This is a genomic window from Coleofasciculus sp. FACHB-1120, assembly GCF_014698845.1.
In the GTDB taxonomy this organism is placed as follows: Bacteria; Cyanobacteriota; Cyanobacteriia; order Cyanobacteriales; family FACHB-T130; genus FACHB-T130.
Genome location: NZ_JACJTV010000001.1, coordinates 81,667 through 98,204 on the forward strand (window position 1 = coordinate 81,667; position 16,538 = coordinate 98,204).

Annotated in this window: 15 protein-coding genes; 5 read left to right on the forward strand and 10 right to left on the reverse strand. The window is 45.5% G+C overall.

Translation table 11 applies throughout. From position 1 onward, the window contains the following. Positions 1-16: 16 nt before the first annotated feature. The 5 genes from H6H02_RS00425 to H6H02_RS00445 form a co-directional block, all read right to left on the reverse strand. The gene (locus tag H6H02_RS00425) at positions 17-433 is read right to left on the reverse strand and encodes an endonuclease domain-containing protein (protein ID WP_190813577.1); all 417 of its coding nucleotides are present in this window, start codon (positions 431-433) and stop codon (positions 17-19) included. Positions 434-645: 212 nt separating this feature from the next. Beyond that, a complete protein-coding gene (locus tag H6H02_RS00430; RefSeq protein ID WP_190813579.1) occupies positions 646-999 on the reverse strand; it encodes a hypothetical protein in 354 nt (117 codons plus the stop codon). A 340-nt stretch (positions 1,000-1,339) separates the two neighbouring features. Beyond that, the gene (locus H6H02_RS00435; protein WP_190813581.1) at positions 1,340-1,987 is read right to left on the reverse strand and encodes a Uma2 family endonuclease; all 648 of its coding nucleotides are present in this window, start codon (positions 1,985-1,987) and stop codon (positions 1,340-1,342) included. Between the two features lie 65 nt (positions 1,988-2,052). Then, a complete protein-coding gene (gene acnB / locus H6H02_RS00440) occupies positions 2,053-4,665 on the reverse strand; it encodes a bifunctional aconitate hydratase 2/2-methylisocitrate dehydratase (RefSeq protein ID WP_190813583.1) in 2,613 nt (870 codons plus the stop codon). A gap of 449 nt (positions 4,666-5,114) precedes the next feature. Further along, complete coding sequence (locus H6H02_RS00445) at positions 5,115-5,540, reverse strand: DUF4278 domain-containing protein (RefSeq protein WP_190813585.1); 426 nt, start codon at positions 5,538-5,540, stop codon at positions 5,115-5,117. A 433-nt stretch (positions 5,541-5,973) separates the two neighbouring features. On the opposite strand from H6H02_RS00445, the gene H6H02_RS00450 reads away from it, so the two are divergent. Next, positions 5,974-6,618, forward strand: coding sequence for a hypothetical protein (locus H6H02_RS00450; RefSeq protein ID WP_190813587.1), 645 nt, complete (start codon positions 5,974-5,976; stop codon positions 6,616-6,618). A gap of 6 nt (positions 6,619-6,624) precedes the next feature. Here H6H02_RS00450 and H6H02_RS00455 read toward each other — a convergent pair whose 3' ends face one another. The 3 genes from H6H02_RS00455 to H6H02_RS00465 are packed head-to-tail and all read right to left on the reverse strand — an operon-like array spanning position 6,625 to position 10,666. Further along, positions 6,625-8,049 carry a DUF1802 family protein gene (locus tag H6H02_RS00455; protein WP_190813589.1) on the reverse strand — a complete coding sequence of 475 codons (1,425 nt, stop codon included), beginning with the start codon at positions 8,047-8,049 and terminating at the stop codon, positions 6,625-6,627. Positions 8,050-8,059: 10 nt separating this feature from the next. Beyond that, complete coding sequence (locus H6H02_RS00460) at positions 8,060-9,913, reverse strand: hypothetical protein (RefSeq protein WP_190813591.1); 1,854 nt, start codon at positions 9,911-9,913, stop codon at positions 8,060-8,062. A gap of 60 nt (positions 9,914-9,973) precedes the next feature. Next, entirely contained in the window at positions 9,974-10,666 is a 693-nt protein-coding gene (locus H6H02_RS00465) for a hypothetical protein (protein WP_190813593.1), read from the reverse strand. Between the two features lie 164 nt (positions 10,667-10,830). Here H6H02_RS00465 and H6H02_RS00470 point away from each other — a divergent pair, with 164 nt between their 5' ends. Continuing rightward, positions 10,831-12,108, forward strand: a complete 1,278-nt coding sequence (locus tag H6H02_RS00470; protein ID WP_190813595.1) for a Mur ligase family protein — start codon at positions 10,831-10,833, stop codon at positions 12,106-12,108. Positions 12,109-12,176: 68 nt separating this feature from the next. On the opposite strand, the gene H6H02_RS00475 is transcribed toward H6H02_RS00470, so the two are convergent. Beyond that, entirely contained in the window at positions 12,177-12,740 is a 564-nt protein-coding gene (locus H6H02_RS00475; protein ID WP_190813597.1) for an adenylate kinase, read from the reverse strand. A gap of 302 nt (positions 12,741-13,042) precedes the next feature. On the opposite strand from H6H02_RS00475, the gene H6H02_RS00480 reads away from it, so the two are divergent. Genes H6H02_RS00480 through thyX form a run of 3 tightly spaced genes read left to right on the forward strand, consistent with a single transcriptional unit; the run spans position 13,043 to position 14,952 of the window. After that, complete coding sequence (locus H6H02_RS00480; RefSeq protein ID WP_190814182.1) at positions 13,043-13,579, forward strand: P-loop NTPase family protein; 537 nt, start codon at positions 13,043-13,045, stop codon at positions 13,577-13,579. Positions 13,580-13,635: 56 nt separating this feature from the next. Next, the gene (dcd, locus tag H6H02_RS00485) at positions 13,636-14,217 is read left to right on the forward strand and encodes a dCTP deaminase (protein WP_190537077.1); all 582 of its coding nucleotides are present in this window, start codon (positions 13,636-13,638) and stop codon (positions 14,215-14,217) included. A gap of 12 nt (positions 14,218-14,229) precedes the next feature. Beyond that, positions 14,230-14,952 carry an FAD-dependent thymidylate synthase gene (gene thyX, locus H6H02_RS00490; protein WP_190813599.1) on the forward strand — a complete coding sequence of 241 codons (723 nt, stop codon included), beginning with the start codon at positions 14,230-14,232 and terminating at the stop codon, positions 14,950-14,952. Positions 14,953-14,976: 24 nt separating this feature from the next. On the opposite strand, the gene H6H02_RS00495 is transcribed toward thyX, so the two are convergent. Then, entirely contained in the window at positions 14,977-16,482 is a 1,506-nt protein-coding gene (locus H6H02_RS00495; RefSeq protein WP_190813601.1) for an NAD(P)/FAD-dependent oxidoreductase, read from the reverse strand. Positions 16,483-16,538: the final 56 nt, after the last annotated feature.

Consider the following 16,538-nt stretch of genomic DNA (forward strand, 5'->3'; position numbering starts at 1 on the left):
GAAGGGGTCTAGGAGGCTAGCTGTTTTTGCAACAAGTAGAAATACGCATCAAAACTTTATCAACATTCTGTCTTACTTCTTCATTCTTAATTCGTAATAAACGCAATCCTCTGGCTGACAAAATTTTGTCGCGTTCTGCATCATATTCAGCTTGTAGTTCGTGAATTTCTCCATCTACTTCTACGACCAATCCGACAGCGTGACAGTAGAAATCTACAATAAATCCATTAATAATCTGCTGGCGGCGGAAGTGGAAACCATTCAATCGATTAGCACGAAGATATTGCCAAAGAATTTTTTCTTCCGCTGTCATTTGTTTGCGAAGTTCTTTGGCACGTTCCATTTTAGGTGAGGCTACATTTTGTCCAATAACAATATTGCGAGTTCCCTCTTTTCTCGGTGATGAAGGATGCTGGGGTGTTGAGTTATTCATCGACTAAGTATGAAGATATATTGGTATGTTTGATTGTGGCTGACCTCTCCCCCAACCCCTCTCCGCTTCGGAGAGGGGAGCCGGAAGCCCCCTTCCCTTGTAGGGAAGGGGGTTGGGGGTTAGGTTTTTTGGTGATAGGCGGAGGATGCGATCGCACTTTTGAAATCAAGATGCAATCGCATCTGCATCATCATTGACTTAGCGCACCAACATTAAATAAACATCTTCACAGTTTCATACACAAGGGTGGTGGAGTCAGCAATCTGCTGATTGTTCACTGTTATCAGAGCTGATGATTTTACTTTCTGAAGAATAATGTCACCCTCAAGCCCTGAAAAAATGTTCTTCCATTTCACCCCGTTGCTCTGATACTGCTCCAATTTAGCGATCTTATCCTTTGTTAATCCGCCCAATTTAACCGTGTAAGTTTTTTTCTTACACGGATACCTTGAAATACTACTACCGCTATTTATGGGAACCGTAATGGGCAAGTTTATCTCACCCTCCTGGATTTGGCTGAGATGGACACCATACCCTGGTAGACCAGGTATTTGAATGTATGACACGATTTAGTTCCTCTAGTTATTTGAATAATTGCATAGTAGCCCTGTCAAGGTGTTAACCAACAGGTTTTCGTGTTTTGAGCGAATTTGTCTGTATTGATTAGCAATAACCTGAGCTTATTGCTAATGAAATTAGCAACCTTGAAGATGTGCTTTCTGGTTCGCCATAGCTTATACTTGAGACCCTGGTGGTTTTTTTATACTGGCGATCGTCCGTCATCAGGCACTAGCGTAACGCACCAGTTTAAATTCCTATATATCTTCAATTCGGGGCATTTCTTCCGGCGCAATTAGGCAACCTTTACCTCAAAAACAAGTATTTGTGTAAGTTGAGACTGAAATTTTACGATGCTGCAATTTGTTCTCTTATCCAATTTCTAAAAGCTCTCATTGTCTTATTCCTACCAACACCCTTAACCTGACTTAAATATTGGGGAATCACCTCAATCAGTGGTAAATTAGGGAAAATTAGACTAAACTCTGACTCAGTATATTTTTGCTCTTGTAATATATTAATTTGTAACTTACCATTTTCAAATCGCCAAAGCTCAGGCACTCCTAAAGCTTCATAAATACTCGGATGAGTGCGAGAAGTTATATCTATCTCTAAGGCTAAATCTGGAGGTGGGTCGATGGATAAGTCTAATTTTTCTTTTCCTCGTACTGCTGCTTCATTTTGAATATAAAAACAGTTATCGGGTTCTATCCCTTTCAGCATATCCCGGTTTTTAAAAGTAGTAGAACCAAGAGGATAAAAATCAATATCTAGTTCTTCTAGAATAATTTCAATAAAGTTGCTGATAAACAGTTTATTGGTTTCATGCTCTGACAAGGGTGTCATGATTTCTAATATTCCATTGTCATAAGCTACTCTTGACGCACGATGTTCGCCTAACTCTTCTAAGATGGTTTCAAATTCTTGCCAGGTTATATCTTCTAGAAAAACTTTATGACCAGGCGGGATATTAAATCGCTTTAATTCCAATAGCATCTTTAAGCTTCATCTTCAATATTGGAAAGTAGGGTGGGCAATTCCCACCCTACCTTCATTATGAACTAGCGCAACGCACCGGAGGGAATACCCAAAATATCCTCAATCTTGGGCATATCTTCCAGGGAAATTACGCGACCTTCATCCTCAAAATTAGCGATCTGGTCGAAGTTGAGATAGCGATACAAATCACCAGCAAAAGGATGAATTTTCTTCCCAACAATTTCCATATATTCTTGCACTGTGGGAATGCGTCCTAACATCGCACAAACAGCAGCTAATTCGGCAGAACCGAGATAAACTCGCGCATCTTTACCCATGCGATTATTGAAGTTGCGAGTGGAAGTAGAAAATACGGTTGTACCGTCATCCACACGCGCCTGATTTCCCATACAGAGACTACATCCCGGCATTTCTGTACGCGCACCTGCTGCATCAAATACGCTATAAACACCTTCTTCCTTGAGTTGGTGTTCATCCATGCGGGTTGGAGGACAAATCCAGAGGCGAGTTTTAACTGCTGCTTCCCCTTCCAGTACCTTCGCAGTGGCGCGATAATGACCGATATTCGTCATGCAAGAACCGACGAATACTTCCTGCACAGGGTCATTCTGAACCTCGGACAGCAACTTAACATTATCCGGGTCATTTGGTGCGGCGACGATTGGTTCCTTGATTTGGTTCAAGTCAATCTCGATAATTTCCGCATATTCTGCATCTGAATCGGCTTCCATTAATACGGGATTTGCCAACCATTCTTCCATTTTTGCAACGCGGCGCATGATGGTACGGGCATCTTGATAACCCCGCGCTACCATATTTTTCATCAGCGCTACGTTGGAACGCAGATATTCAGAAACTGTCTCGATACTTAACTTAATTGTGCAGCCTGCACAAGAACGTTCGGCACTGGCGTCGGTAAGTTCAAAAGCTTGCTCAACTTTTAAATTTGGCAAGCCTTCAATTTCCATGATTCGCCCGGAGAAGATGTTTTTCTTGTTCTGCTTCTCTGCTGTTAGCAAACCTTTTTGAATTGCTACGTAGGGAATCGCGTTCACAATATCCCGAAGCGTCACACCGGGTTGCAACTCGCCTTTGAACCGCACTAAGACGGATTCTGGCATATCTAAAGGCATCACGCCCAAAGCAGCTGCAAAAGCAACTAAGCCGGAACCGGCGGGGAAGGAAATTCCCAAGGGGAAACGGGTGTGGGAGTCGCCGCCCGTTCCTACGGTATCGGGTAGCAGCATCCGATTCAGCCAAGAATGGATAATGCCATCGCCGGGTCGTAAGGCCACGCCGCTACGAGAAGCAAAGAAATCGGGCAGTTCGTGATGGGTTTTGATGTCAACGGGCTTCGGGTAAGCGGCGGTGTGGCAGAAACTCTGCATCACCAAATCTGCACTGAAGCCGAGACAGGCGAGTTCTTTTAACTCGTCGCGGGTCATGGGTCCTGTTGTATCCTGAGAACCAACCGTTGTCATCAGCGGTTCGCAGGAAGTGCCGGGACGCACACCATTGAGTCCGCAGGCTTTCCCGACCATTTTCTGCGCTAGAGTAAATCCTTTGCCGGTATCGATGGGTGGGCGAGGACGGATGAAGATTGGGCTGGGTTCTACTAATCCGAGGGCAATTCGGGTTTTATCGGTGAGGGTACGCCCAATCAGGAGGGGAATACGTCCGCCTGCGCGTACTTCGTCGGTGATGGTGTCGGGTTTGAGGCTGAAGGTGGAGATTACTTCGCCAGATTCGTTGGTAATTTCACCTTTATAAGGATAAATGGTGATTACCATGCCGGTTTCCATCTGGGTGACATCGCACTGGATGGGCAATGCACCTGCATCTTCGGCGGTGTTGAAGAAAATCGGCGCGATCGCACTCCCTAATACATATCCCCCAGCCCGTTTATTTGGTACGAAGGGGATATCGTTGCCAATGTGCCACAACACGGAGTTAATCGCAGATTTGCGGGAAGAACCCGTTCCCACGACATCGCCGACATACGCCACGGGATGTCCTTTTTTCTTTAACTCGACAATCGTTTCCAAACTTCCCGGTTGCCGAGATTCCAGCATTGCCAAGGCGTGCAAGGGAATATCTGGGCGGGTTGTGGCATGGGTTGCGGGAGATAAATCGTCGGTGTTCGTCTCTCCGGGCACCTTAAACACGGTGACGGTAATCGCTTCTGGCAAGGTGGGGCGACTTGTAAACCACTCCGCCGCCGCCCAAGCGTCAATGACTTGCTTGGCATAGGAATTCGTCTCGGACAATTCCAAGACATCGTGGAAGGCATCATACACCAGCATGATTTTGCTTAAAGCTGTTGCTGCGGAGGCAGCCAATTGTTCATCGTCAGATTTGAGTAAATCTATCAACGATTGCACGTTGTAGCCGCCTACCATTGTTCCCAGCAGTTCTACTGCGTAGATGGGGGTAACTAGAGGGCTAATGGTTTCGCCTTTGGCGACAGCGGTGAGAAAGCCAGCTTTCACGTAAGCAGCTGGATCGACGCCTGGAGGAATGCGATCGCGCAGCAATTCCAACAATGTCTCTTCTTCACCCGTGGGAGGATTTTTCAGCAATTCACACAATTGAGAAGTCTGTTGGGCATCCAACGGCAGTGGTGGAATTCCGAGTGCCGCCCTTTCAGCGACGTGTTGACGATAAGATTCAAGCATTTTCAAGTCTCCTAATCTCAGCAAAATTTTGGGGGCGGTAGCGCTTTTATCGCATCGCTTTTGTGTTCTCAATCGGGAGGATGCGATTCACACGCTTTTGCCCTCGATAGTTAGAAGTCAACACAAGGTATGGCGCTACTACTTAACTCGCAGATCAACTTTATTAATTATTGTGAAAAAATGGAATAAAATTTGTAGGATTCGCTGCAACTACCCTTACCCGTAACGGTTTATCTGGCAGGATACATTCCCATAAAAAAAGGGCGATCGCTCTCTATCGCCCCCGTAGCTTTATAAACCAGGAATCCGTCGTCTTCAGCTTTGAAGATTTCGTGCTTAGATAAAATTTTACACCTAAAGGGGGAGGAGTGCGCTCCTTCACTCTTTGCGGTTGAGTCAGCAGTTACTGCTGACTCAACCGCAAGCACAGCCAGATATTCCGGAAACTCCTAGAGGCACAACGTCAGTTGCTTCGACTCTGCTTCTAGAAGACGAATTAGATTTTCATCACCTTTGGCTTTAGCAACCTGTATCCGATGTTCCAGGCTGCGGTGGATATTCGCTAAGTGACTTTTAGCCGCGTTATCCAACACTTTTCGACGAGTTGTATCAGTTGGCAATTTCCGATCGCCTAGAGGTGCCATCCCTTCACATGAGATTTGCCTCTCTAGAGCATCCCTAGTCGAGCCGGTTTTGCCGATGAAGTAGGGGACTCCCCGATAGTTCAAGTTAACAATCGCATCGGGAACTGCGATATGTCTGGGATATGCAACGTTGTAAGTCTGTCCCCGATACTTACCCACAATCTCGCTTTCGGTTACTTCCAGCGTGGGTGAAGTTTTTTCGTAGCTGACGCCGCGATAAGAGAGTTTCATAAGTTTCGCCTCCGATTGAGTTTCCTGAGTATTTGTTACTAAGCAAGGCACGCTGCTTCGCGATCGCGCTTTACTTCTATTCCCCAGAGCCACTGACGGCTATGAATACTCAGTCAGTGGTGAACGGTCTAAATTATTTCTGTATCTATTTTTACATTTTTCTCTTTAAAGTGTCAATTTTTAAGAGATTTTAAGAAAATCTTTTGAGCGATCGCCAGGAAGTTGTCCAATTTACTTCTCTGGCGGCTGAGGCTAACTGCTTTACCTGATTCAGTTGCTGGGAGAAGCGACAAGCCGCTGTACAAATCGGGAAACAATTAATGGTTAATCAACGACACTAAAAATATTCGATAATCTTCTATCGGAAGTATTAAACCTCATCTACCTCCTAGGAAGGATAAAGAAGCCTGTTGTAGTGGTACTAAGAAGAATTATGAAACTCAAAAGCTTTTCCGCGTTACAGATTGTAATCAAAAAAACTGCCTTTCTAATCATTGCGGCTTTCGTGCTGGTTGTAGTTTTTGTGAATCGGGCGAATGCAAGCGGGGCTGAGTTCCTGGTAAGTAACGGCAATAATTTCGATGTCAATGAAATTCAATTTAAGCGAGTTGAATATGTCGGGCAATGTCCGGGAACTGTGATGAATCCGGGCACTAGAAAAGCTCAGTTTGTTTCCAAATCAACTCCACCCGCACCGAAGAGGAAAGTGACAATCCGAAACGTGACTCAGGGCATGAAGAGTAATCCTTATCCTTACACGAGCAGAGGTTACAGTGAAGGGCAATATTCTCAAGGCGTTGATTTGAGTTTGGGAAATAGCCATCAAACTCGTACTTTTGCAGTTTTAGAAGGCGAAAATAAGTTTGAGTATGAAATTAAAGAAGGAGAAAGAATAATTGAACAAGGCACTTTTACAGCGGAAGTTTCTGTAAAAGATGTCGGAGTTTTTCCGCGCGATACCATTTGTGAGGAAAAATTAGAATGTCGAGACGATGGAGACTGTTACGACAGAAACGGAAAGAAGAGAGGAAGTCGCCAAAGATGCTATACAACTAATACCTGCAATTGTCCTGGCTGATAAGACTTATGCGGCTGGCAAGTCCCGGAGGAAATAGAAGCGATCGCTCCCATCACCCCCTTTTTTTCGCCCCAAGTATCCCGTTAAAGGCGAGGAAAGCTCAATTAGAATATCGTGCATTTCTTCGCGTTTCAAAGGCTGAGGTGGACTGGAGTAAAGATAAGCGACATGAAGGGCATCAATGGCAACAGTCTCTTCGCCTGTAGTTTCTAGATGCTTTTTCAAAAGCTGGATGAGGTGCGATCGCAACTTGATATCTTGGTTAATTTTATCGATGTAACGATTAACTTTATCGTCAGCCAATCCAAAGGGAGCTTGCTGCAAGCACTGCTTTAGCTCTAACAAATTGATAGAATTTTTGTGTTGTGCTTGCATTTCTACTAATCTTTGTAGCGTTTCGGGTCTAATGACATTCATTTGATTCTCAGTAGCTGTCCTATTGGCATAAAAATTTAATTCTCCCGCCGCTACAATCAATTTGATTGAACGCTCATACTGACTTTTACCGAGATGGTTCATGCCAATTTTAAGGAGTTGAGCAGGCGTTCCATCAGGGACTTTCTCTGTTTTAGTAGCCTTACACTCTCCCACCATTGGATAAGGAGCGTCACAGTAGAAATCCATACCTCCAGCTCCACCCATTGAGTTTGGATCGAGTCCAGAACCACTGAAGCCTAACTTCAAAAATCCTTTACGAACTAATTTTTCAAAAGTATGACCGTCGCTGGAATTCCCGATTTGTGCAATTTTCTCAATCCAAGATTCATCTGAATCAAGTCGCTTTGCAGGCTTACCACTACCCCAACCTAGAAATATTTTGATGTCCCGATCTAGTTCTTCCGCTGCTGGATTATCAGCGGATAGTTGAGCGATCGCATTCTGCAACTCTTCCAATTCTGGATGCAGTGGTGGCTGTCGAAGTTCTAGCTGCTGGCGGCGTTGGGAGAAGACGCGATCGCTCAATACAGGCGAAGATTCAGTAATAGTCAGGAGATTCGGTAATGAAACAAAATTCCCCTTGGTATTTACCGGAACTTCAAGCGGTTGAGGTAGCAGATAGACGCGCAAATATACCAGGAAAATATGACCCCGTTGAGAGAGTATTTCCTGTAATGCTTCAGATGTCCATACTGTTAACCGCGACAAGGCAGCTAAAGACTCAGCATCATTTAGGATTTGGCAGGTTTCGCATTTTGCCCAAGCTTTAATCAAAACTGTTTCAGAATTTAGTTGAGCGAGCGCACTTTGGGCAATTGGCAAGAAATCTGAGCGGTAGTAGTGCTCAGTTGGCAGTAGGTTAATTGAAGCATCGGAAGAATAGAGAGCAAATTGCCGCCTCGGATTAAGGAATATTTGGGACATGGCGGCAATCATTCGCCCTTGAATTAAGGCTTCAACGTCTGGAGCAGGTAGACGCAGTGCAGTGTTCATCAAAGTCAAATTACTCCTTCATGATCGACGCTAATAAGGCATCCAGATGAGAATCATCAGTTGGCTGTGATGCTTTACTTAATATTGTCGAAGCTTCTTCAAATAAAGCATCCTCATCGACTAAACCCTCAGGAGTTTGACCGGATGGATCGCTCAGGATTTCCCGAATCAATGGGTTGTTTACTGTTAACTCTTTTTCAGTAATAAAGTTGAATATTTGACTTTCACTCAAATCAAGGCTTTCATGCTTCTGATAAACAGCCCAAATCGCTATTAGTGGTTTAATCTCCTCCTCCATCAACTTCACCCACTCTCCACCTTGCTGTTCTACAAGTTGCTTTCGATATTGCTCGGCTACTACCGCCTTAGGAGGTATTGTTTTAGAACGGACAAAACACCCGCGAGTTAGATCGTAGGTTTTATATTCAGTAAGAGCTTTCAACCCAGCTTTTATACCTACCCCACCAGATGCCTGAATAACCGCTACTCCAATCTTGACTACATTGCTATCCTCTTCACCAATAATTTTGAAATCAATGCAATTAGTTCTTGGTTTAACTGGAGCTTCAATCTTATCAACTTTGACACGATCTATTGTTTTGCCAATGATTGTATTGAATGCAAAGATAAGAGCTTGAGCAATTTTAGCTTCATCCTCTAGAAAATCTGCAAGACCTTCAAGTTCTTCTTTAAAAGCTAGCTCGACTCGATTATCCTTACCCTTTTTAATTTTTTCGGCGCACCAGGTCAAAAGTTCTCTTGCAGTTAGCCCTTGTTTACCAAGTTTTCTAAGCTCCCCCTCGTCAAATGGATAAACTGGATAAGGTAGAGTAATTCCATGCTCATCACAGAGCTTTTTCAACCGTTGGGAAACTAAAGCAACAACTTCATCAGAATTGAGGTTTCTTAAATCAATAGGCTTGCCAGAGCTAAATTCAGCCATGCGATCTATCACTGCATTTGCATCTGACATATATGCAATCTCAGCTTCCCAGGTAGCAGGATAGATAGTGGTAAGTAACACACCACGCTTTATTTGGTTGTATAAATCTTTAACGAAGCTGGCAACTACCTGCGCCCTTGTAAAACCCTTGTCATCGCATCCTGCTGCACTATCTAACTCGTCAAAACAAAGTAGCGGTGTTTTGTAATCACTGATTATGTCTAGGATATAGCAGAGTGTTTTAGAAGAATCGACAGCAATGGTAGGCAAACCCATTGCTTCAGCTTGTAATTGTGCTAATTCTTCCCCTGCCAACCATTTGATTGCAAAGGGTGCGTGGAGCTGGGAAAGCGTCCACACAATAGCTCGTATGATATAGGGATCAATATCAGGCTTTGCTAGAATAACTTTATTAGTCAGATTATTAACTAGCTTGGGATCTTTTGCCAAAGCTGGGAGAAATTTATTAATCAGATCCTTAGGCGTGTAGCTTTTTTTGGAGACTTCACTGACTAAGGCGGCTGCTAGTTCTTGCCATTGCATTACATTTTGACTGCCTACCTGTTTGAGGCTAGATGCCAAGGTCTGTAGAAACTCAGACTTAATCTGATTTAAATCTTCATACTCAGCCATGTAGACAAAGAAAGCACTGCCTTCAGTCTGAAGACGCTGGCGAATCCGACTAATAATGTGGGTTTTTCCTAGCCCCCTGTCAGCCCTTATAGTAATACCTCTAACTTGACACTGACCTGTGCGAACTTGCCTGATTGCTTCAAAAACAGCATCAGAAGCATGAGCATTTATTGCAGAAACCTCTGGGAAACTTTTCCCCCATACTTGTGATTTCTTGACAACTTGATGTCCGTCAAATACATTGTGGTTTCTAATTAAGTCTTCGATTGAGGATACAGTGCTAGTCATCGTTGTATAAGGGCTAAAGTTCAAGAAAGATAAAAGGACAGCAAAATTACTTAACTAAAGTTAGGAAATTAGACGCTTAGCATAACAGCGTAAATTGCCCAGTTCATTCCTGATCGAGTCTTCGATTTTATCTGGGGCACTATCTTCTACCCCGCCACCCTGAAGTTGCAAAATATCGTTGGCTTGCATCTCCATCATCCACTCGGTGAACTGAGCACGAGTTACCCGATTGCCAATCTCCCGCCGAATTCGGTAAATCGGCACCAGATCGTTCAGATTGTAGTCGCGGTTCATCTGGTCGTAGACATCCGATGCCACTTGCTTGAACTCGTCGTAGGATGCGATCGCTTTCTCGGTTGCCTTACTTGATGTAGCAGTCGCCCCATTTACAGGCGTTCCCGTCTCTCTAAGCCATTTCAACAAAGCATTGCCAGTTTTTGCCCCAATTTGGCTGTCAAACTCGAAATCAGCGTTTTTCAGTCCCTCACCAAGCATCTCAACGCCTTTACCAGACAGGGATATTTTGTTTTTGGAGATAGCGATCGCTCCAGATGTTTGCAACTGTTCAAAAACGCCTTGATAGTCTCCTGCCTTCTCGTTCGTCCGTTTAACTCTTTCGGTTAATTCGCCTTTTTTAACTTCCTCATCAGTTCCTCCCAAATCCCACAAAGCAAGAAGCACGCGAGTTTTAGCGTGAGCTTCCGTACCTCTTAACCCTTTAGCGGTATCTTTTGATTTTTCTTTGGTTGCCATCTCAGTAATTCCAGATAATTGCGATCTACAATTAGTATTCCCACTCAATCTAGCCAAAGTTATAGTTCCCGTCACTCTCAAGCAAATTGCGATGAGATAGGGAAAAAAAGCTAATTAACGGAAACATTAAGTTTGGTTAAAAAAAAGTTAGTATCTGGTGGCTTGTGGATATCGACTCAATTCTTCAACCGTTTCAGCGCTTTGGTGTTCATCTCGGTTTAGAGCGCATTCAAAAATTATTGGCAAATTTGGGCAACCCGCACCACAAAGTACCAGTGATTCATGTCGCTGGAACGAATGGCAAAGGCTCAGTTTGTGCTTACCTTTCCGCAGTGCTGACTGAGGCAGGTTATCGCGTGGGGCGGTATACTTCCCCTCATTTAGTCGATTGGAACGAGCGCATCTGTCTAAACGAACAACCGATATCGCTGGAAACGCTAGAAAAATTGCTGCTACAAGTCCAAGCAGCTATCCAACCAGATGAAGAGTCACCCACGCAGTTTGAAGTCATCACCGCTGCGGCTTGGTTGTATTTTGCTCAAGCTCAGGTAAATGTAGCGGTGGTGGAAGTGGGTTTAGGAGGGCGTCTGGATGCGACGAATGTATGCCCGAACCCCCTCGTCACAATTATTACTTCTCTCAGTCGAGAACACTGGCAGAACCTAGGCCCTACTTTAGCGGATATTGCTAGAGAAAAAGCCGGTATCCTCAAGCCGGGATGTCCTGCTGTGGTGGGACAGCTGCCAGAGGAGGCGAGGGCGGTGGTACAACAGCGGATTCTTGAGTTGGGGTGTCCGGTTGTTTGGGCTGAACCGGCGGTGGAGTTAGGAACCGCGAAGACGCTAAGGACGCAAAGAGAAGAAAGAAGGGTGGAGTATCAGGGGATAAAGTATCCTTTGCCGTTATTGGGAGATTTTCAGCTGAATAATTCGGCGTTAGCGATCGCATCTTTCCAAATTCTTCAACAGCAAGGTTGGGAAATTTCAGAAGCAGCGATCGCTTCTGGTATGGCAAAAACTCAATGGATTGGGCGTCTTCAGTGGACAAGTTGGCGAAATCATCGGTTATTGATCGATGGTGCCCATAATCCAGCCGCCGCGATCGCGTTGCGTCAATATGTCGATACTCTGGAAAAATCGCCGATCCATTGGGTGATGGGGATGCTTTCCACGAAAGATCATGCCGATATTTTTAGTGCATTACTCAGAAAGGGCGATCGCTTGTATCTAGTCCCCGTCCCGGATCATAGTTCCGCCGATCCAGAATATTTAGCTACCTTGGCTCAAAATATCTGCCCAGAATTAGCCGATTGTCGCACCTACCCGGATCTCACGGCTGGATTAGAAGCGGCGATTTCCCCAGAAAGTTTATTGGTTTTGTGCGGTTCACTTTATTTACTGGGTCATTTTCTGGGACAAAACCGCTCTGCTGCATCCAGATAATCCTTGTATTTTCAACGCAGAGGAACGCTAAGGTAAACGCAAAGTAACGCAGAGGAAGAATCCCTGGATTACTCAGCACTCGCCGCCAAGTTTTTGCCTAAAATGTCGTGCTGCACTTGCTCTGGGGTTTGGTTTCCGTTGACAGTCAACAACCGTTGGCAATGTTCGTAGTATTCCAGGATGGGAATCGTGCGTTCTTGAAATAATTCGAGGCGGCGTTGTACGATTTCTGGTCGATCGTCTGGACGCGATCGCTCTAAAGAACGGCTTATCAACACTGATTCCGGCACCTCTAGCCAAATTGCCCAATCTAGGTGTTGTCCCAAATCTTCCAACAAAAAATCTAATTCCTCTGCTTGAAAAGCAGTACGCGGATAGCCATCTAACAGCCAACCACCCTTGATATCCGGCTGTTGGAGACGCTGGCGCATGAATTCGATCATCAGGGCATCGGGCACCAACTCACCCTTTTCTACATAGGTCTGTGCTTGGATACCAAGGGGATTTTGGGATGCGATCGCTTGCCGCAAAATGTCGCCCGTGCAAATTCCAGGAATCCCCAGGTGACTACATAGCAATGCAGTCTGCGTTCCCTTACCTGCCCCAGGCCCTCCTAGAATTATTAGTCTCACGGCACCTTGCTCCTGCTGTGATTGAATCAAGCATCGCCGGAAGCTGAACTTTGATCAGCTTTCAACCAAGCCTATGCTGGCTATTTTGCCATTGATCGGTCGCTCAGCGAGACTGACGAAGCCAAGAACTAATACAAGAACTAATACAGGATAGTCAGCACTTAACGGGCTTGACGGATAGATATATCTAGTGTTTGATTATGAGGCAAAATAAAAAAACACACTACATATCGTTTGCTAACCAAACTTTTCTGGGGCAAGCGATTCGCTCTTCAAGATTCCTCACGATTAAACTTCGCCTTATGGTTGCCCAGCTAGAAACCCCAGCGCTTCATTCAGATCGTCGCCTGCTCCCCACTATTGAAGGACTGGTGCAAGTTTTTACCGGCGCTCACCGCAGCTTTTTTACCGGCGTGATAGCGCAAGCACTGCGAATTGCCGGTCAAGGAACCTCAGTTTTAGTGATTCAGTTCCTCAAAGGCGGAATCAATCAGGGACACGAGCATCCCATGCGCTTAGGGCAAAATCTAGATTGGGTTCGTTGCGACTTACCCCGTTGCATCGATACCCCGCACCTCGATGAGGCGGAAACTCACTCTTTACTCCAGCTTTGGCAGCATACCCAGAAAGTAATATCCGAAGGCAAATATGCCCTTGTCGTTCTGGATGAATTGAGCTTAGCGATTAACTTTGGCTTAATTCCCGAATCCGAGGTACTCGCGCTGCTCGAAAAACGCCCTGCTCATGTAGATATCATTTTGACTGGCCCAGAAATGCCCCAAGCACTTCTGGATGTTGCTGACCAAATTACTGAAATACGTCGCAGTCACCGACCGTAGGGAATGCACTCACTTCACGCTATCCTAGTATTCCGGTTGGGATTACTTGTGAACCTGTGATTAAGAACGATATCTGGATTACTGAAATGGCTCAAAAGGGTATGATTTCGCCCTTTGAGCCTAAATTAGTTCGTCGTGTGGACGACTTACCTGTTATCTCATTTGGTCTGAGCAGCTTTGGTTACGATATCAGGCTCTCGCCTGTGGAATTCCACATTTTCAGGCATATTCCCGGTACAGTCGTCGATCCCAAAAACTTTAATCCTGAAAATTTGGAGCCGACAAAACTCCATACCGATGCGAATGGTAGCTATTTCATTCTGCCAGCTCATACCTATGGATTAGGAGTGGCATTAGAAAGACTAGAAGTGCCTGAAAATATTACTGTATTGTGCATTGGAAAAAGCACGTATGCACGCTGCGGGATTATCTGCAATCTAACGCCTGCTGAGGCTGGTTGGAGAGGACATTTAACCCTAGAGGTTTCCAATTCATCAAATGCAGATTGCCGTATTTATCCCAATGAAGGAATTGTGCAACTGCTATTTTTTGAGGGTAAACCTTGCGAGGTGAGCTATGAATCTCGGCAGGGTAAATATCAAGATCAGCCAGAAAAAATTGTTATAGCACGAATATAAGGAAATACTCAGGTGAAATATTTTCGTGTTGAGGTAGTTGCTGCCACGCCGAATCCCCAACAAGTTATCTGGGCAGCAATGCATCAAGATTACTCTGAAGAGTTGGTTTGGAATAGTTGCGCTCGCTGGCCTGATGAGGAACGAAGCGGCGAACTGATTATTAAACATTTATTATCAGGCGATCGCGGACATTACGGCCCTCTAGAACATCCTCAAATTACTGTTAATGTGGGTTATTTCCCGCATTCGATGATGCAGCAACTCCGCACTCATCGCGTCGGCGTGAGTTTTGATGTACAATCCTTCCGTTATACCGGACAGAGAATTGTTGATGTTGTAGAGGGCAAATTAGATATAGAAGAAGCTTTCTATTTACGTCCGGTTGGTAACTATACGAACCGTCAGGGAAAACGCTATTTGTATTCGGAGGAACAACGTCAGGCTGATTTGCAATGGTGCGAAGATGCCTGCAAACATTATAAAAAACGCATAGATGAAGGACTTTCAGAAGAACACGCTAGAGGAATTATTCCTTTTGATGCCAGACAGCATTTTGTGCTGAGTTGTAATGTGCGATCGCTCATGCATCTTTTAGACTTGAGATGGAAAAAAGATGCTCAACTTGAAGCGCAAAAGTTTTGCGAATTGCTCTGGGTTCATTTTGAACAATGGACACCTGCGATCGCTCAATGGTATTTGGAAAACCGAGCAAAAAAGGCAAAATTAGCTCCATAGCTTGCCAAAATAAACTTTATATGGTTACGAAGACCATGACCGCCTGAAGTTAAAAAAGCCTTCTAAGAAGTCTTCCAGGCGGGTATTTTTCCGAAGTCGTTGTCGGTGCCACTCGTTAGCAGTTTGCTGAATAATTTCTGATAGGGTGGGAGAAATGGCAGGCAGTTGGCACAGAGCATCCACTTTGATTTTCTGCCGCATAGCCAGAGCGATCGCTCCCATTAACTCACCCGCTTCCATCCCCACTAGCGTTGCGCCTAGAATTTCTCCATTGCGACGCACCAGAATTTTACAAAATCCCGTGATTTCCCCTAATATCTGGGCTGCTGCCACTGCCTTGAAATATTGTCGCAACACTAAGACATCTTTACCGTACTGGCGTCTCGCTTGCGCCTCGGTTAAACCAACCCGCGCCAGCATCGGTTCAGAAAAAACGCCTGTCGGAATGCCGCGATAGTCTACTTTGAAAATAGGCGCAAACAAAGCATTTTTGAGGGCGATGCAGGCTTCGTACCGGGAAATGTGGGCAGCTTGATAACCCCCAGCAACGTCACCACAAGCGTAAATCCGGGGGTTCGTTGTTTGCAGTTTCTCGTTCAACTCCATGCCACGGCGATTCATCTTGACGCCAACACCTTCCAAGTTTAAAGAGGTGACATTCGGTTGCGGTCGAGTACATAGCACAATTTCATCGGCTTCAATCGCTTTGTTGCCAGCGAGAACCCACTTTTTACCATCAATTCGTTTAACTTGCGTCACCTCTGTTTGAGTCAAGACGCGAACGCCCTCAATTTCTAGCTGTGCTTGTACCACTCTTGCCGCCTCTGGGTCTTCTTTCGGCAGAATGTGGGAACTGCGTACCACCAGGGTGACATCTGCGCCCAACCGAGATAAAGTCTGCGCCAGTTCGGTGCCAGATGCGCCACCGCCAATGACCACCCAGCAGGGGCGAGGAGATGCGTCTACAGCTATCTGTTCGGGGAATATCTGCTGCCAAATATCTATCGGCGTTCGATAGCCAGTAGCTTCGAGTCCGTCAATTGCTGCAATCCCCGGACGAGAACCCGTGGCAATCAGGTAAGCACGCGATCGCAATCTCCGTCCGTTGACGACAAAGCCGAGGTAAGGTTTTCGGCAAAATTCCCCTTCCCCGACAACAACATCAACGCCCAAAGAAGCCAAAATCGCTGGGGAATTTTGTTCTTCCAGGGTGGAGACCATGCTATCTGCCCACTGGATTGCCTCAGCCAATCGCACCCCTGGAATGGCTTGCTGTTCTGTAGAATCAGCCAGATCCCAGGAGACACCGAATCGATCGGCGTCACTCAGCGGGTGAATCACTCGCCTAAGCTGAGTCAAAGCTTTGGGATAGAGAGACCCTAACTGTAAAGAAGATCGCTCGCGTTGCCCCTCCGGAGTCGGCTGGGGTTCAACTAAGGCAACGCGGGCTTGCAGGTTGGCAGCAGCAACTGCGGCATGACGCCCTGCCTCTGTGCCGCCTATTACGACTAAGTCGTACTCAACTGCCATGATTTGTTCTTTGTCAGTTGTTAATTGCTGAGTGCTAATTGTTTATGGCTAATGGA

Excerpts from the sequence above, each read along its gene's own strand:
- acnB (WP_190813583.1), bottom strand. The coding sequence starts at position 4,665 with ATGCTTGAATCTTATCGTCAACACGTCGCTGAAAGGGCGGCACTCGGA.
- H6H02_RS00445 (WP_190813585.1), bottom strand. The coding sequence starts at position 5,540 with ATGAAACTCTCTTATCGCGGCGTCAGCTACGAAAAAACTTCACCCACG.
- H6H02_RS00465 (WP_190813593.1), bottom strand. The coding sequence starts at position 10,666 with ATGGCAACCAAAGAAAAATCAAAAGATACCGCTAAAGGGTTAAGAGGT.
- H6H02_RS00460 (WP_190813591.1), bottom strand. The coding sequence starts at position 9,913 with ATGACTAGCACTGTATCCTCAATCGAAGACTTAATTAGAAACCACAAT.
- H6H02_RS00435 (WP_190813581.1), bottom strand. The coding sequence starts at position 1,987 with ATGCTATTGGAATTAAAGCGATTTAATATCCCGCCTGGTCATAAAGTT.
- H6H02_RS00455 (WP_190813589.1), bottom strand. The coding sequence starts at position 8,049 with ATGAACACTGCACTGCGTCTACCTGCTCCAGACGTTGAAGCCTTAATT.
- H6H02_RS00480 (WP_190814182.1), top strand. The coding sequence starts at position 13,043 with ATGGTTGCCCAGCTAGAAACCCCAGCGCTTCATTCAGATCGTCGCCTG.
- H6H02_RS00495 (WP_190813601.1), bottom strand. The coding sequence starts at position 16,482 with ATGGCAGTTGAGTACGACTTAGTCGTAATAGGCGGCACAGAGGCAGGG.
- H6H02_RS00450 (WP_190813587.1), top strand. The coding sequence starts at position 5,974 with ATGAAACTCAAAAGCTTTTCCGCGTTACAGATTGTAATCAAAAAAACT.
- H6H02_RS00425 (WP_190813577.1), bottom strand. The coding sequence starts at position 433 with ATGAATAACTCAACACCCCAGCATCCTTCATCACCGAGAAAAGAGGGA.